The 15,030-nt window shown below is 73.6% G+C and carries 13 protein-coding genes; 11 read left to right on the forward strand and 2 right to left on the reverse strand.

All coding sequences use genetic code 11. The features are described 5' to 3' along the window. Window positions 1–61 precede the first annotated feature (61 nt). The 8 genes from ACZ5NJ_RS19720 (at window position 62) to ACZ5NJ_RS19755 (ending at window position 8,681) form a co-directional block, all read left to right on the forward strand. Window positions 62–1,405 (forward strand): NAD(P)/FAD-dependent oxidoreductase, encoded by a 1,344-nt coding sequence (locus ACZ5NJ_RS19720; protein WP_468766311.1) that lies wholly within the window; start codon window positions 62–64, stop codon window positions 1,403–1,405. A gap of 7 nt (window positions 1,406–1,412) precedes the next feature. Further along, window positions 1,413–2,486: a 3-dehydroquinate synthase family protein gene (locus ACZ5NJ_RS19725; protein WP_468766312.1), complete on the forward strand. Its 1,074-nt coding sequence runs from the start codon at window positions 1,413–1,415 to the stop codon at window positions 2,484–2,486. Then, a complete protein-coding gene (locus ACZ5NJ_RS19730) occupies window positions 2,483–3,814 on the forward strand; it encodes a 3-deoxy-7-phosphoheptulonate synthase (protein WP_468766313.1) in 1,332 nt (443 codons plus the stop codon). Before ACZ5NJ_RS19725 ends, ACZ5NJ_RS19730 begins: the two co-directional genes overlap by 4 nt. Beyond that, a complete protein-coding gene (locus ACZ5NJ_RS19735; protein ID WP_468766314.1) occupies window positions 3,811–4,629 on the forward strand; it encodes a shikimate dehydrogenase family protein in 819 nt (272 codons plus the stop codon). Before ACZ5NJ_RS19730 ends, ACZ5NJ_RS19735 begins: the two co-directional genes overlap by 4 nt. A 133-nt stretch (window positions 4,630–4,762) precedes the next feature. Then, on the forward strand, window positions 4,763–5,923 hold the full coding sequence (locus ACZ5NJ_RS19740; protein WP_468766315.1) for a DegT/DnrJ/EryC1/StrS family aminotransferase: 1,161 nt from the start codon (window positions 4,763–4,765) through the stop codon (window positions 5,921–5,923). After that, the gene (locus ACZ5NJ_RS19745) at window positions 5,920–6,999 is read left to right on the forward strand and encodes a Gfo/Idh/MocA family protein (RefSeq protein ID WP_468766316.1); all 1,080 of its coding nucleotides are present in this window, start codon (window positions 5,920–5,922) and stop codon (window positions 6,997–6,999) included. The genes ACZ5NJ_RS19740 and ACZ5NJ_RS19745 overlap by 4 nt, the downstream gene beginning before the upstream one ends. A 76-nt stretch (window positions 7,000–7,075) precedes the next feature. Beyond that, the gene (locus ACZ5NJ_RS19750) at window positions 7,076–7,768 is read left to right on the forward strand and encodes an HAD-IA family hydrolase (RefSeq protein WP_468766317.1); all 693 of its coding nucleotides are present in this window, start codon (window positions 7,076–7,078) and stop codon (window positions 7,766–7,768) included. A 13-nt stretch (window positions 7,769–7,781) separates the two neighbouring features. Beyond that, complete coding sequence (locus ACZ5NJ_RS19755) at window positions 7,782–8,681, forward strand: ROK family protein (RefSeq protein ID WP_468766318.1); 900 nt, start codon at window positions 7,782–7,784, stop codon at window positions 8,679–8,681. A gap of 30 nt (window positions 8,682–8,711) precedes the next feature. Here ACZ5NJ_RS19755 and mhpA read toward each other — a convergent pair whose 3' ends face one another. Then, window positions 8,712–10,346 carry a bifunctional 3-(3-hydroxy-phenyl)propionate/3-hydroxycinnamic acid hydroxylase MhpA gene (mhpA, locus tag ACZ5NJ_RS19760; RefSeq protein WP_468766319.1) on the reverse strand — a complete coding sequence of 545 codons (1,635 nt, stop codon included), beginning with the start codon at window positions 10,344–10,346 and terminating at the stop codon, window positions 8,712–8,714. Window positions 10,347–10,748: 402 nt separating this feature from the next. Here mhpA and ACZ5NJ_RS19765 point away from each other — a divergent pair, with 402 nt between their 5' ends. Together ACZ5NJ_RS19765 and ACZ5NJ_RS19770 are read left to right on the forward strand one after the other, a co-directional pair. Then, on the forward strand, window positions 10,749–11,549 hold the full coding sequence (locus ACZ5NJ_RS19765; protein ID WP_468766320.1) for a thioesterase II family protein: 801 nt from the start codon (window positions 10,749–10,751) through the stop codon (window positions 11,547–11,549). A 1-nt stretch (window position 11,550) separates the two neighbouring features. Continuing rightward, a complete protein-coding gene (locus ACZ5NJ_RS19770) occupies window positions 11,551–12,885 on the forward strand; it encodes a cation:proton antiporter (RefSeq protein WP_468766321.1) in 1,335 nt (444 codons plus the stop codon). Between the two features lie 67 nt (window positions 12,886–12,952). Here ACZ5NJ_RS19770 and ACZ5NJ_RS19775 read toward each other — a convergent pair whose 3' ends face one another. Then, window positions 12,953–14,266 carry a LuxR C-terminal-related transcriptional regulator gene (locus tag ACZ5NJ_RS19775; protein WP_468766322.1) on the reverse strand — a complete coding sequence of 438 codons (1,314 nt, stop codon included), beginning with the start codon at window positions 14,264–14,266 and terminating at the stop codon, window positions 12,953–12,955. A gap of 253 nt (window positions 14,267–14,519) precedes the next feature. On the opposite strand from ACZ5NJ_RS19775, the gene ACZ5NJ_RS19780 reads away from it, so the two are divergent. Continuing rightward, window positions 14,520–14,966, forward strand: a complete 447-nt coding sequence (locus ACZ5NJ_RS19780) for a type II 3-dehydroquinate dehydratase (protein WP_468766323.1) — start codon at window positions 14,520–14,522, stop codon at window positions 14,964–14,966. The last annotated feature ends 64 nt before the right edge of the window (window positions 14,967–15,030 follow it).

The raw sequence follows: 15,030 nt of genomic DNA on the forward strand, positions 1-15,030 counted from the left end.
ACACCGGCCGCGGGCATGGGCCCCGCGAGCGCGTCAGCAAAAGAATCCGAAGGGAAATGTGATGGCAAACGACACGACCGATGTGATCGTGATCGGCGGAGGACCGGCCGGCGCCGTCAGCGCCACCGTCCTCGCCCAGCAGGGGCACAACGTCGTCCTGCTCGAACGCGACGAGTTCCCCCGCTTCCACATAGGCGAGTCCCTGCTGCCCTACATGATGGGCATGTTCGACCAGATCGGCCTGCGCCAGGCCGTCGAGGCCCAGGGCTACGTCCCCAAGTTCGGCGGCGAGTTCATCGACCCGACCGAGAAGAAGTTCTTCGAGGGCGTCTTCCGCGCCGACTTCACCAAGCAGGGCGACGGCCGCTACTCCAGCGCCTTCCAGGTCGAGCGCGCCCGCTTCGACAAGATGCTCACCGAGCAGGCCGCCGCCGCCGGCGCGCGCGTCCTCTTCGGGGCGAACGTCAACGAACTGCTCATGGAGGGCGACCGCATGGTCGGCGTCCGCTACGAGCGCGAGGGCGAGCAGCACGAGGTCCGCTCGAAGTACGTCATCGACGCCAGCGGCCGCGCCGGCCGGATCGCCAACCGCTTCGGCCTGCGCAAGACCCTGGAGAAGCTCCGCATGGTCGCCGTGTTCCGGCACTACGCCGGGCTCGACGAGAGCCACAACCTGGGCGTCGAGGGCGACATCCAGGTCGGCGCCCACGACGACGGCTGGGTGTGGGCGATCCCGCTCTCCAAGGACGCCATCAGCGTCGGCACGGTCATGCCCCGCGACGTCCTGCGCGGCTCGACCCCCGAGAAGGCGTTCGAGGAGCACGTGAGCCGCATCCCGCGGATCACCGCCCGCCTCACCGGCACCCACCCCACCAGCGACCTGCGCGTCGAGACCGACTACTGCTACCACTCGGACACGGTCACCGGCCCCGGCTGGGTCATGGTCGGCGACGCCGGCTGCTTCGGCGACCCGATGTTCTCCGGCGGCGTCCTGGTGGCCACGGCCACCGCCGTCCGCGCCGCCGAGACCATCGGCGCCGCCCTCGACGACCCGGCCGCCGAGGACCACCTGATCGACCGGTACGCGAGCTTCTTCAAGACCGGCTACGACACCTACATCCGGCTCATCCACGCCTACTACGACGGCGAACTGGTCGCCGTGGCCGCCGACGCCGCCCGCTCCACGGACCGCGACACCCTGGAGAAGTACCTGGTCCGCCTCATCGGCGGCGACTTCTGGAGCGAGCACAACCCGGTCGCCCAGGAGATGCGCAAGCGCACCGAGTGGGACACGTTCGCGCCGTTCAAGCGGGTCTTCGGCTGCCCCGCCTACCCGCACCTGGACGAGGCCGACCGCAAGGAGCGGGCCGAGTCCCGCGTCCGCAGGGCGACGGCGGGCAAGTAGGCGGACCATGGCTTCCATTCCTCTGCGCCTCAGAGACCATTCTTACGAGGTACTCATCGGCCCGGGCGTGCGCGCGTCGCTCGCCGAGACCGTCCAACGACTGGGCGCCAGACGGGCCGTCGTCGTGTCGGCCCGCCCGGAGGAATGGGTGCCCGACACCGGGGTGGAGACCCTGCTGCTGCCGGCCCGGGACGGCGAGCGGGACAAGACCCTCAGCACGGTGGAGGCGCTGTGCGGTGAGTTCGTGCGCTTCGGGCTCACCCGGTCCGACGTCGTCGTCTCCTGCGGCGGCGGAACCACCACCGACGTGGTCGGACTCGCGGCGGCGCTCTACCACCGGGGCGTCCCCGTGGTCCACCTGCCCACCACGCTGCTCGCCCAGGTCGACGCCAGCGTCGGCGGGAAGACAGCGGTGAACCTGCCGGCCGGCAAGAACCTGGTGGGCGCCTACTGGCAGCCCAGCGCCGTGCTGTGCGACACCGACTACCTCTCGACCCTGCCCATCCGGGAGGTGCTCAACGGCCTCGGCGAGATAGCCCGCTGCCACTTCATCGGCGCGGGCGACCTGCGGGGCCTGTCGCTGCCGGAGCAGATCACCGCCAGCGTCACCCTCAAGGCCGGCATCGTGGAGCGGGACGAGCGGGACGCCGGACCACGGCACCTGCTCAACTACGGCCACACGCTGGGCCACGCCCTGGAGCGGGCCACGGACTTCGCGCTGCGCCACGGCGAGGCCGTCGCGATCGGCACGGTCTTCGCGGGCCGCCTCGCCGGGGCCCTCGGCCGCATCGGCGAGGAGCGGGTGCGCGAGCACCAGGAGGTCGTCGGGTCCTACGGCCTCCCCACGTCCCTGCCCGAGGGGCCCGCCACCGAGACGCTCGTACGGCTGATGCGGCACGACAAGAAGGCGCTCACCGGCCTGACGTTCGTGCTGGACGGGCCGAACGGCGCGGAACTGGTGGACGACGTACCGCACGGGCTGGTCGCGGACGTCCTGGACCGGATGCCCCGGGCGGGCCTGGCCGATCTGGTCGGCGAACCCGCGCCGGGAGCCTCCTCGAACGATGCGGCTCTCACATGACGCGCACGATGCACTGGCCGGCCGCCCCCCACGCTCCGGCCGGCACCGCCCCGCCCCCGGACCCGGCGCCGGGTCCGGCGCCGGCCGCCCGTCTGGCGGCGGCGCTGGCCAGACCGGCCGCACAGCAGCCGGTCTGGCCGGATCCGCGGCTGGCCCGGGAGGTACGGGAACGGCTGTCCCTGGCCGAGCCGATCGTGACGCCGGCCGAGACGGCACGGCTGAGCGGCCGGCTCGCGGCGGTCGCCCGCGGCGAGGCCTTCCTCGTCCAGGGCGGTGACTGCGCCGAAACCTTCGCCGAGAACACCGAAGCGCATGTACGGGGCAACCTGCGGACGCTCGTGGACATGGCCGCGCTCCTCGGCCGCCGCACCGGACTGCCCGTCGTCAAGGTCGCCAGGCTGGCCGGCCAGTACGCCAAACCGCGCTCCCAGGACGTGGACGGACAGGGCCTGCCCGTCTACCGCGGCGACATGGTCAACTCGGTGGAGCCCACCCTCGCCGCCCGCACTCCCGACCCCCGCCGGATGCTGCGGGCCCACGCCCACGCGGCGGCCGCGATGGACCTCGTCCGCGCGTTCTCCGCGGAGGCCGCCCCGGGCGCCGGCCCGGACGGGGCCGAGGACGCGTACGGCGGCGAGATCCACGTCGGTCACGAGGCGCTCCTCCTCGACTACGAGCGCTCCCAGCTGCGGGCCGACACCAGCGGGCCCGAACCCCGGCTGTCCAGCGGACTGGGCCACTTCCTGTGGATCGGCGAGCGCACCCGCCGCCTCGACGGCGCCCACATCGCCTTCGCGGAACTCCTCTCCAACCCGATCGGCCTCAAGATCGGACCGGGCACCACCCCGGAGGCGGCCGCCGCGTACGTACGCCGGCTCGACCCGCACCGCGAACCCGGACGGCTCACCCTGGTCAGCCGTATGGGCCACGACCGGGTCCGCGAGGTCCTGCCGGCGATCGTCGAGGAGGTCACCGCGACCGGCCATCGGGTGGTGTGGCAGTGCGACCCCATGCACGGCAACACCCACACCTCGGCCAATGGATACAAGACCCGCGACGTCCGGCACATAGCCGACGAGATCACCGGATTCTTCGAGGTCCACCGGAGTCTGGGAACCCATCCCGGCGGAATTCACGTCGAAATGACGGGCGAGGACGTCACGGAATGCGTCGGCGGCTCCCGCGGAATCACCGAAGCCGATCTCCCCGCCCGGTACCGCACGGCCTGCGACCCCCGCCTCAACGCGGAACAGGCGAGGGAAATCGCCTCCCTGACCGCGGACCTGGCGGCGGCCGCGGTCACCGGCTCCGGGGCGGTGCCGCGATGACCGGCCACCCCGCCGGCGCCGGCATTCCCGTCACCGGCACCACCCGGCTGTACGCCGTCCTCGGCGATCCCGTCGCCCAGGTCCAGGCCCCGGCCCTGATGAACCCGGTCTTCGCGGAGCTCGGCATGGACGCCGTCCTCGTCCCGGTGCACGTCCGGCCGGAACACCTCGAACGGGTCGTCCGCGGCCTGCAGCGCGTCGAGAACCTCGACGGGATGTTCGTCACGGTGCCGCACAAGGCGGCCGTGTGCCGGCTCGCCGACCGCCGCGGCCCGACCGTGGACGTCGTCGGCAGCGCCAACGTGCTGCGCCGGGAGCCCGACGGCGGCTGGCTGGCCGAGAACTTCGACGGCTCGGGCTTCGTGTCCGGCCTGGTCGGCGCCGGACACGACCCCCGGGGCAGGAGGGTCGCGCTCGTCGGGACGGGCGGTGCCGGCAGCGCCGTCGCCGCCGCCCTGCTGACGGCCGGCGCGGCCCGGCTCTCCCTGTACGACGCGGACACCGCCACAGCGGGCGCCCTCGCCGCCCGCCTCGACGCGCACTGGCCCGGACGCGTCCGCGTCCTGCCCGGACCGCACCCGGGCGACACCGACATCGCCGTCAACGCCACCCCCCTGGGCATGCGCCCCGACGACCCCCTGCCCTTCCCCCTGGACGCCCTGCCCGCGGACGCGCTCGTGGCGGACATCGTCATGAAGCCCCACGAGACGCGGCTCCTGCGCGAAGCGGCCGCGCTGGGCCACCCCGTCCATCACGGGATTCACATGCTAGAGGGCCAACTGAATTCATATCGAGCATTCTTCGATTTGAAGTGAAATCCCCCGAGAACTACCGGACCGAGGGATGCGGAGAAGCATTCCGAGACCTACGTTGGACCGGTAATCCAGCCTATTTCGACGCCCCGCTCCGCATCTCGCGTCGAGCCACATCCATTTCCTCTGGAGAAACATGAACGCGCGACAGGCACCGGAATTCCCCCAGTGGCCCCAGTACGACGACGACGAGCGGGAAGGCCTCATCCGCGCCCTGGAACAGGGCCAGTGGTGGCGCATGGGAGGCAGCGAGGTCGACTCCTTCGAGCGGGAGTTCGCCGAGCACCACGGCGCCCCCCACGCCCTCGCCGTCACCAACGGCACCCACGCCCTCGAACTGGCCCTCCAGGTCCTCGGCGTCGGCCCGGGCTCCGAGGTCATCGTCCCCGCCTTCACGTTCATCTCGTCCTCCCAGGCCGCGCAGCGCCTCGGCGCCGTCGCCGTCCCGGTCGACGTCGACGAGCACACCTTCAACATCGACGTGGCCCGGGCCGCCGACGCCGTGACCCCGCGCACCCGGGCGATCATGCCGGTGCACATGGCCGGCTTCCTCGCCGACATGGACGCCCTCGACAAGCTCTCCGCCGACACCGGCGTCCCCCTCGTCCAGGACGCCGCGCACGCCCACGGCGCCCGCTGGCAGGGCAAGCGCGTCGGCGAGCTCGGCTCCGTCGCCGCGTTCAGCTTCCAGAACGGCAAGCTGATGACCGCCGGCGAGGGCGGCGCCGTCCTGTTCCCCGACGCGGAGATGTACGAGAACGCCTTCCTGCGCCACAGCTGCGGACGGCCCAGGACCGACCGCCGCTACCTCCACTCCATCGCCGGCTCCAACCTGCGCCTCAACGAGTTCTCGGCGTCGGTGCTGCGCGCCCAGCTGCGCCGCCTCGACGGGCAGATCGCCACCCGTCACGCGCGCTGGGCCCAGCTCTCCGGCCTGCTCGACTCCATCGACGGCGTGGTCCCGCAGCGCGGCGACGAGCGCACCGACGTCCCCTCGCACTACATGGCGATGTTCCGGGTGCCCGGCATCACCGAGGAGAAGCGCAACGCCGTCGTGGACCGCCTCGTGGAGATCGGCGTCCCGGCGTTCGCGGGCTTCCGCGCGATCTACCGCACCGACGCCTTCTGGGAGATCGGCGCGCCCGACACCACCCCCGAGGAACTCGCCCGGCGCTGCCCCCACTCCGACGCCCTGAGCCAGGACTGCATCTGGCTGCACCACCGGGTGCTGCTCGCGAGCGAAGGGGACATCCAGCGCACGGCCGAGATCATCGCCGACGTCGTGGGCGCCGCATGAGCGTCCGGGTCGCCGTCGTCGGCCTCGGCTGGGCGGGCCGCGAGCTGTGGCTGCCCCTGCTGAGCGAGCACGCCGACTTCGAGGTGGTGGCGGTCGTCGACACCCGGCCGGAGGCCCGCGAGGCCTTCGGCGGGGTGGCCGGCCTGCCCGTGTACTCGACGGTCGAGGCGCTGAGCCCCCGCTCGGTCGACCTCGCCGTCGTGGCCGTACCCAACTTCCTGCACGCCGAGGTGGCCGCGACCCTGCTCGGCCGGGGCGTCTGCGTCTTCCTGGAGAAGCCGGTCTGCCTGACCTCCGCCGAGGCCGACGCCCTGGCCGCCGCCGAACGCCGGGGCGGTGCCACGCTGCTGGCCGGCAGCGCGGCCCCGTACCGGGCGGACGTCGGCGCCCTCGCCGACGAGCTGCGCGGCCTCGGCCCCATCCGGCACGTCGACCTGGCCTGGGTACGGGCCCGCGGGATCCCGCAGGCCGGCGGCTGGTTCACCCAGCGCAGCAAGGCCGGCGGAGGTGTCCTGCTCGACCTGGGCTGGCACCTGCTCGACACCCTCGCCGCCCTGCTCGGCCCGGCCCGCTTCGCGCAGGTGGTCGGCGTCACGGCCAACGACTTCGTCAACGCCGGCTCCTGGAGCGCGGCATGGCGCCACGACCGGCCCGCCGCGGCGCCGGCCGGCGACGTCGAGGACACCGCCCGCGGTTTCCTCGTACGCGACGACGGGGTCTCCGTCTCGCTGCACGCCAGCTGGGCCTCGCACGAGGCACGGGACGTGACCCGCATCCAGGTGGTGGGCGGCGAGGGCACCGCCGAGCTCCGGTGCACCTTCGGCTTCAGCCCCAACCGCCGGCCCTCGGAGCTGACCCTCACCCGCGAGGGCACCACCACCTCGCTGCCGGTACCGGACGAGCCGATCGGCAACGAGTACCGGCGCCAGCTCGACGGCCTGGCCGCCGTCCTCGCCGACCCCCGCAACCGGGGCCGGGCCATCGGCGAGGCCCGGACGACGGTCGGCGTCATCGAGGACTTCTACGCGTCGGCCCTGTCCGCACGCACCCGCGACGCCGTCCCCGCCTACCGGTAGGCGACGGCGCGACCGGCGGCCGACCCGGCCGCACCACCGGTCCCACAGGACCAGTACACCCACGGGATGGCATCACGTGACACTTGCAACGGTAGGAACAGCGGCGACGGGCACGCTCCCGGCGGTCCGGCGCGCCGTGATCTTCGACCTCGACGGGGTCATCGTCGACAGCTTCGCGGTGATGGAGGAGGCGTTCGCCATCGCCTACCGGGAGGTCGTCGGCGAGGGCGAGGCGCCCTTCGAGGAGTACCGGCGCCACCAGGGCCGCTACTTCCCGGACATCATGCGGATCATGGGGCTGCCCCTGGAGATGGAGGAGCCCTTCGTCCGCGAGAGCTACCGGCTCGCCCCCCAGGTGCCGGTCTTCGACGGCATCAGCGAGCTCCTGCTGGCCCTGCGGGCCCGCGGGCTCAAGCTGGCGGTGGCCACCGGCAAGGCGGGCGAGCGCGCCCGCTCGCTGCTCGACGAGCTGGGCCTGCTGTCCTTCTTCGACCACGTCATCGGCTCGGACGAGGTCGCCCGCCCCAAGCCCGCCCCCGACATAGTGGAGCACGCCCTCGCCCTGCTGGGGCTGTCCCCGCAGGAGGCCGTCATGGTCGGCGACGCCCCGACCGACATCGCCAGCGCGCACGGCGCCGGCGTGGCCTCGGCCGCCGCGCTGTGGGCGGAGGTGGACGACGAGGACGCCCTGCTGGCCTCCGGACCGGGCACCGTCCTGCACCGCCCCGCCGAACTGCTGGCCCTGTGCCCGGCCGTGCCCCGCGTCTGAGGGACACGACGGCATGCGGCAGGCACATCACCTCGGGGTCGACATCGGGGGCACCAAGGTCGCCTTCCGGGCGGAGGCGGACGGGCGGTGCGTCGACGAGTCCTCCTTCCGCTGGGACCCGCGGCACAGCGCCGCCCGGGACCTGGAGCGGCTCGCCCGCCACGTGGGCGAGCTGCGCGGCAGGCTCGCCGGGCCGCTGACCGCGGTCGGCGTCGCGATGCCCGGGACGGTCGGGCCGGACGGCCGGGTCACCGCCTGGCCCAGCCGGCCCGAGTGGAACGGCCTCGACCTGGCCGGGGCGCTGCGCGCGCTGTTCCCCGGAGCGGCCACCGCCTGGGCCGACGACGGTGACCTCGGTGCCCTCGCCGAGGCCCGGGAGTCCGGCTGCGAGGACCTGCTCTACCTCGGGGTGGGCACCGGCGTCGGCGGGGGGTTCGTCCTGCGGGGCCGGCTCTGCCCCGGCCCGGACCGCGGCTCCTTCGAACTCGGGCACGTGATCGTCGACCTCGACGGCGCCCGCTGCCTCTGCGGCCGGCGCGGCTGCCTCCAGGCCCTCGCCTCCGGGCCGGCCACCCTCGACCGTGCGGCCCTGCTGCGCGGGGCGCCCGTCGCCTTCGAGGAGCTGGTGCGGGCGCTGGCCGACGAGGAGCCCTGGGCGGTCACCGCCGTCGACCGGACCTGCGGGGCCCTGGCCGCCGCGGTGTCGGGGGTCCAGGAGCTGCTCCACCCCCGGCTCGTCGTGATCGGCGGCGGTTTCGCGGCCGGGGTCCCCGGGATCGTCACCGGGGTCGGCGCCCACCTCGCCGCGCTGGCCCGCCCGGGCCAGGCACCGCTGCCGGTACGGACGGCCGCCCTCGGCGGCCTCTCCTCCCTGCGCGGCGCCCTCGCCCTGGCCCACCTCACGTCCCCCTGACCCCGGGCCCGGCCGGGCCCGGGGGAGCCGTCAGCGGGGGGTGCCCGCCGGGACCGCGGCGCGCAGGGCGGTGCGGAGGTCGTCGACCAGGGACGCGGCGCCCTCCGGGCCGGCCGCGGCGCCGAAGACGTGGTAGTCCGGGCGGACCAGCAGCGAAGTGGCGCCGAACCGCGCCAGGTACGGCCCGTAGACCCCGTCCAGGTCCGCGACGCCGATCACCCCGGCCCCGTCGTCCCCGTGCGCCTCCCGCCCGGGCGGCAGCAGCCGCACCACCCGGGCGTCCAGCTCCTCCAGGAAGGCGAGCCGCTCCCCGTCGAGCCCCTCGTGCGCGTCGTCCGTGGTCAGCAGGACGAAACCGCGGCCGACCACCTCGTCGAACAGCCCGCCCGGCCCGCCCGGCCGCGCCACCCGCCCCTGCGGTACGACGGCGCCCGCGGGCGCCTCGGCCTCCTGGGCCCCGGACGGCCGCCGCAGCAGCCCGCCCGTCAGCGGCTTCGCCGGTTCGGGCCGGGCCGCCGGCCGGCCGCGCCGGTTGGCCAGGACGGTGGCGTCCCGTTCCGCGGCGGCCGCCGGGTCCGTCACGCAGATCACCCGGCCCAGCTGCACCGACGCCAGGATCGCCTCCCTGGCCTGCGCCCGCCGCTCCTGCGTATAGGTGTCCAGCAGGGACTCGGGGGCCAGGCCGCGCAGCGCGAGGTCCAGTTTCCAGGCCAGGTTGACGACGTCCCGGACGCCCGAGCACATGCCCTGACCGGCGAACGGCGGCATGAGGTGCGCCGCGTCGCCGGCCAGCAGGACGTGCCCCACCCGCCACTCGTCGGCCCAGCGGGCCTGGAAGATGTAGGTGGTGCTGCGCAGCAGCGTGGCCGTCCCGGGAGTGACGCCGAAGGGAGCCAGCAGCCGCCAGGCCGTCTCCTCCCGGCCCAGCTCGGCGGCGCTCTCCCCGGGCAGCCGCATGAACTCCCAGCGCCGCCGCCCCGGTCCGCTCGCCACCACGGTCGTGGGCCGCGCCGGGTCGCAGACCTGCACGTTCGTCGGGGTGAACGCGCGGGGCTCGTGCAGCTCCACGTCGCAGAGCAGCCACTCGTACGAGAACCCGAGGTCGGTGACGGAGACGTCCAGGTGCTCGCGGACGAAGCTGTTGGCGCCGTCGCACCCGACCACCCACCGCGCGGAGAACACCCGCGCCTCGTCGTCGTCGGTGGTGGCCGTCACCTCCACCCGCTCCTCGCCGTCGGCGATCCCCACGACCTCGTGGCCGCGCAGCACCGTGATCCCGTCGAGCGCCTCCGCCTCGGCGGCGATCAGCTCCTCCAGCGCCGGCTGGTGCATCGTGTTGGCGTCGGGCCAGCCGTACGGGCCGGCGTCGCTGAACCCGATGTCCAGCAGCACCGCGCCGGCGGCGGTCTGCCACTGGTAGCCGTTGGCCGGTTCCGTCACCCGGCCGAGCCGCGGGCCGATGCCGGTGGCGGCCAGGAGCCGGGCGGTCTCCCCGTCGAAGCTGGTCGCCCGCGGCAGCCGGTAGGGCCTGGGCCGGCGTTCGAGGACCGTCACCCGCCAGCCCCGCCGGGCCAGCAGCACCGAAAGGGTGGCGCCGACGGGGCCGTTGCCCACGATGACGACGTCCGTGTCCGTCGCATTCGAGTACGTGTCGTGCGTGCGCATGTCGGCCTCGGCCCCCGCTCGAAATTCCGCCCGTGAAAAATCGCCAGAAGAGTATTTCGCCGCCACAGGCGTGTCAAAGGATCCGCAAAGGACTATCAGGTCGAGGGATGCGGACCCGGACAAGGGCGCGCCGCTCCCCGAAGTCCCGTCCCGCTGCTCGTGTCCGGCAGCATCGACCTGCGCAAGTACGAGGCCTATCAGACCGGGGGATGCCCTTCCGGCAACGCCTGTCCTACGCTCGTCGAACCAGTCGCCGGAGACTCACCTGCCGGTGCCGGCGGCCTGTTTCGCATCCCGGCGGGAAGGGGGCGGCCTATCAGATCGGGGGATGTCCGGGCGCAGACGCCCGTCCTACGCTTTCGAGGGACAATGCAAGGCCATTCCCGAAAGGAATTCCCGGTCGTGCCCCAACCAGCGGAACAATTCACGAAATGGGTCCGCAGATCCCATCCGGCACCGCAGGCGAAGACCCGCCTGGTGTGCCTGCCGCACGCCGGCGGCTCGGCGAGCTTCTACTTCCCGGTGTCCCGGGCGCTCGCGCCCGCGGTGGAGGTACTGGCCGTCCAGTACCCCGGCCGGCAGGACCGGCGCCACGAACCCAACATCCCCGACCTGCACGTCATGGCGGACCGGATCCTCGACGCGGTCCGGCACCTCGACGACAAGCCCCTGGCGCTGTTCGGACACAGCATGGGCGCCGTCCTCGCCTACGAGGTGGCGCTGCGCATGCAGGACGCCGGACTCCCCGCGCCCGCCCGGGTCTTCACCTCCGGCCGGCGCGCCCCCTCCTGCCTGCGGGACGAGCGGATCCACGCGGAGTCGGACGAACAGCTCGTCGCCGAACTCCGTAAGCTCAGCGGCACCGACAGCACCATGCTGACGGATCCCGAACTGCTGGAAATGATCATGCCTGCCATCCGCAGTGACTACCGTGCCGTCGAGACCTACGTCCACGACCCGGGCCGGAAGCTCGACTGCCCGGTGACCGTGCTCACCGGGGACGACGACCCCCGCGTCACGGTCGACGAAGCGGCGGCCTGGGAACACCACACCTCCGGCCCGACCGACCTCCGCGTCTACCCCGGGGGCCACTTCTACCTCGCCGAGCCCCGCGAGAGCGTACGGGTGATCGAACTCCTGCGGGAGCTGCTGGCAGGTCAGGGCGCCGGCGCACCGCCCCGGGCCCGAGCGGCGGTGGGGTGACATGGTCCTGAGCGCGGCACCCGTCCCCACCATCGCCCAGCACTCCCTGCTGGTGCTCCTGCTCCAGCTGGCCCTGCTCCTCCTCCTGGCCCTGGCCCTCGGGCAGTTGGCGGCGCGCTTCAAGATGCCCGCGATCGTCGGCGAGCTGTTCGCGGGGGTCCTCGTCGGCCCCTCGGTCCTCGGCCACCTGCTGCCCGCGTTCTCCGACTGGCTGCTGCCCCGGCAGCCCGAGCAGATGCACCTCCTGGACGCCGTGGGCCAGTTGGGCGTCCTGCTGCTCGTCGGCGTCACCGGCATGGAGCTGAAGTTCGACCTCGTCAGGCGAAGGGGGGCCACCGCGGTCCGGGTCAGCCTCGCCGGCCTGCTGCTGCCCCTGGGCCTCGGCATCGCCACGGGCTTCCTGCTGCCCGCCTCGCTCCTGCCCGGCGGCACCGACCAGACGGTGTTCGCCCTGTTCCTCGGCGTGGCCCTGTGCGTCAGCGCGATCCCCGTGATCGCGAAGACGCTGATGGACATGAACCTGCTGCACCGCGAGGTCGGTCAGCTGACCCTCGCCTCGGGCGTGATCGACGACGTCATCGGCTGGTTCCTGCTGTCCATCGTCTCGGCGATGGCCACGGCCGGACTGACCACCGGCAAGATCGCCACCTCCCTGCTCTACCCGGTGGGCGTGGTGCTCGTCGCCTTCCTCGTGGGCCGGCCCCTGGTGCGGCTCGCCCTGCGCGCGGCCAACCGGTCGCCGCAGGCCGGTCCGACCGTCGCCGTGGCGGCCCTGTGCGTCCTGCTCGGGTCGGCCGGCACCCACGCGCTGGGGCTGGAGGCCGTCTTCGGCGCCTTCGTCGCCGGCGTGCTGATCAGCACCAGCGGCGAGCTGGACCCGGAGAAGCTGGCCCCGCTGCGCACCACGGTGCTGGCCTTCCTCGCGCCGGTCTACTTCGCCACCGCCGGGCTGCGGATGGACCTGACCGCACTGGCCCGGCCCGCCGTGCTGCTGACGGCCGTCGCCGTGCTGGCCGTGGCCATCCTCGGCAAGTTCGTCGGCGCGTACGTCGGCGCGAAGCTGAGCGGACTCAACCGGTGGGAGGCCCTCGCCCTCGGCGCCGGCATGAACTCCCGCGGAGTGATCGAGGTGATCGTGGCGATGGTGGGCCTGCGGCTGGGCATCCTCGGCGCCGAGACGTACACCGTCGTCATCCTCGTCGCCATCGTGACCTCCCTCATGGCGCCGCCCATCCTCCGTGCCGCCATGGCGCGGGTCGAGGAGACGGCGGAGAGCCGGATGGTCCTGGGCGGAGGGGAACGCGCTCCGGCGCCCTCGCCGGCCGCCAGGGTCTGAGGGGCGTGACGCCGTCCCCGCGGGAACCGCTCCGGCGGGACGGCGTCACCCGGTGTCACCCCGGGCGTCAGCCGGCGTTGGCCAGCTCGGGCGCCGCGTTCGGGACACGGCTCCACGTGCGCGTCAGCTCCACCCGGGACGCCACGTTCATCTTGCGGAAGATCTTCTTCAGGTGGAAGGCCACCGTGTGCCCCGAGATGAACAGGTGCTCGCCCACCTGGGAGTTGGTGAACCCCTGGCTGACCAGTTCGGCCACGGCGGCCTCCGTGACCGTGAGGGAGCCGGTGCCCGCCCCGTCCGGGCCGCCGTACTGCGGATAGCGGCCGCGCCGCACCCCGAGGGAGCGGAGCTTGCTGACGACCCTGCGCGCATCGCGCGGGGCGGCCGAGTTCGCGTACCCGTCCACCGCCCGTTCCAGCACCTCGACGGCCCGGTCCCGCTCCCGGTCCACCTCGGAGAGCAGGCTCCCGGCGTCCTCGTAGGCGGAGGCGCCGGCCCACAGGTCCAGGTGCGACCGCGCGGCGGCGATGAGCCGTTCGGGGTCCTCCTCCAGCAGCCCGTCGGCGTGCATCCCCGCCGCCTCGACCGACCGGAGCCCGCCGTTGCGCTCGGCCAGCCGGGCCGCCTCGGCGCCCGCCCGCCGGGCGAGGGCCTCGTCGCCCAGGTTCCGCGCGGCCCGTACGAGCCAGGAGGCGGCCGCGGGCTGCGAGGACAGCAGGTCCAGGAGGAGCTGGTCGTCCGTGATGAGGCCGACGACGAGGTGCTCGGCGGACTTCGCGCCGCCCTGCACCTCCAGGTACTGGGCCGCGGCCCAGGCACATTGGCTCGGCCGGTCGGCCATCCGGCCGAGGAGGGCGTCCTCCCGCAGCTGGTTGACGAAGTCCAGGCTGGTGCTCATGTCGCCCCGCCGCAGCGCGCTCAGCGCCAGCACGGCGTGCGCCTCGGGGAGCAGGCAGGCGAGGTCCGCCTCCTGGGCCTTGAGGACGCCCCTGCCCGCCAGGTCGGCGGCCGAGCCGACGTCGCCCCGGGTGAACGCGAGGTCCGCCGTGCAGGTCAGCGCGGCCGCCACCAGCCCGTCGGGGTGGGCGGCGGTGGCCGCCAGCCCTTCTATGCCGGCGAGCACCCGTGCGCCGGAGGCGAGTTCGCGGATCCTGACCAGCAGCGCGGAATGCCACACCATGGCCGGCCCCACACATTCGCCGGAGCAGGAGGACCGCCTGCGGCCGGCCGCGGCGGCCAGCCGTACGGCCTCTTCCAGATCCCCGCGCGACCAGGCCGAGAACGACAGTTCGGCCAGCCTCACCGTCTCGCAGGAACCGCTCTCGCAGGTGCGCAGGACGGAGAGGACCGGTGGCAGGAAGCGAGTCACGGAATCGGGCATTACGTCTCCTGTCATCGGATCAACGGTCGCGCCGCGTCCACGTTCGTACGAAGGGGGGATGGACGCCCGGCTCATGATTCAGTACGGGTCCGGTCGGCGAACGAGATTTCAGCCCAGCTTCGAGTGCCGGTCGAGACGGCACCCGGACGCCCGGAGCCGCCGGGACTATCAGCCCTGATGATGGCGCGCGGCCCGGCCCCCCCGACAGCATGGGGACGACCCGGTCCCCCAGCCCACAGCGAGGTGTTGTCCCGTGAGCGTCGTGCTTCTCCTGAACGGTCCGAACCTGGGCGTTCTGGGCCGCCGCGAGCCGGAGATCTACGGCACCGACACGCTGGCCGACATCGAGGCGGCCGTCGCCGACGAGGTGGCCGCCCGCGGCTGGGAGGTGCGCTCCGTCCAGAGCGACTGCGAGGGCGAGCTCGTCCGCGCGGTCCACCGGCACTGCGACACCACCGTCGGCGCCATCGTGAACCCGGGCGCCCTGATGATCGCCGGCTGGAGCCTGCGCGACGCCCTGGCGAGCTACACCCCGCCCTGGATCGAGGTCCACCTCAGCAACGTCTGGGCCCGCGAACGCTTCCGCCACGAATCGGTGATCGCCCCCCTGGCCGCCGGCGTGATCGCGGGCCTCGGCTCCTACGGCTACCGCCTGGCCGCCCGCTCCCTCCTCCACCTCGCGGACCGCGCCCCGGCCTGATCCGCGAGAGGCGACCCGGCCGCCGTTTCGACGGGCGCGGGCGGCGGCCCCGGCCGGGTGGTGG

This window comes from Streptomyces sp. NPDC032091 (assembly GCF_055580265.1).

Bases quoted from the DNA above. Each gene is read 5' to 3' on its own strand.
- ACZ5NJ_RS19720 (WP_468766311.1), top strand. From the start codon at position 62: ATGGCAAACGACACGACCGATGTGATCGTGATCGGCGGAGGACCGGCC.
- ACZ5NJ_RS19725 (WP_468766312.1), top strand. From the start codon at position 1,413: ATGGCTTCCATTCCTCTGCGCCTCAGAGACCATTCTTACGAGGTACTC.
- ACZ5NJ_RS19730 (WP_468766313.1), top strand. From the start codon at position 2,483: ATGACGCGCACGATGCACTGGCCGGCCGCCCCCCACGCTCCGGCCGGC.
- ACZ5NJ_RS19735 (WP_468766314.1), top strand. From the start codon at position 3,811: ATGACCGGCCACCCCGCCGGCGCCGGCATTCCCGTCACCGGCACCACC.
- ACZ5NJ_RS19740 (WP_468766315.1), top strand. From the start codon at position 4,763: ATGAACGCGCGACAGGCACCGGAATTCCCCCAGTGGCCCCAGTACGAC.
- ACZ5NJ_RS19745 (WP_468766316.1), top strand. From the start codon at position 5,920: ATGAGCGTCCGGGTCGCCGTCGTCGGCCTCGGCTGGGCGGGCCGCGAG.
- ACZ5NJ_RS19755 (WP_468766318.1), top strand. From the start codon at position 7,782: ATGCGGCAGGCACATCACCTCGGGGTCGACATCGGGGGCACCAAGGTC.
- mhpA (WP_468766319.1), bottom strand. From the start codon at position 10,346: ATGCGCACGCACGACACGTACTCGAATGCGACGGACACGGACGTCGTC.
- ACZ5NJ_RS19770 (WP_468766321.1), top strand. From the start codon at position 11,551: ATGGTCCTGAGCGCGGCACCCGTCCCCACCATCGCCCAGCACTCCCTG.
- ACZ5NJ_RS19775 (WP_468766322.1), bottom strand. From the start codon at position 14,266: ATGCCCGATTCCGTGACTCGCTTCCTGCCACCGGTCCTCTCCGTCCTG.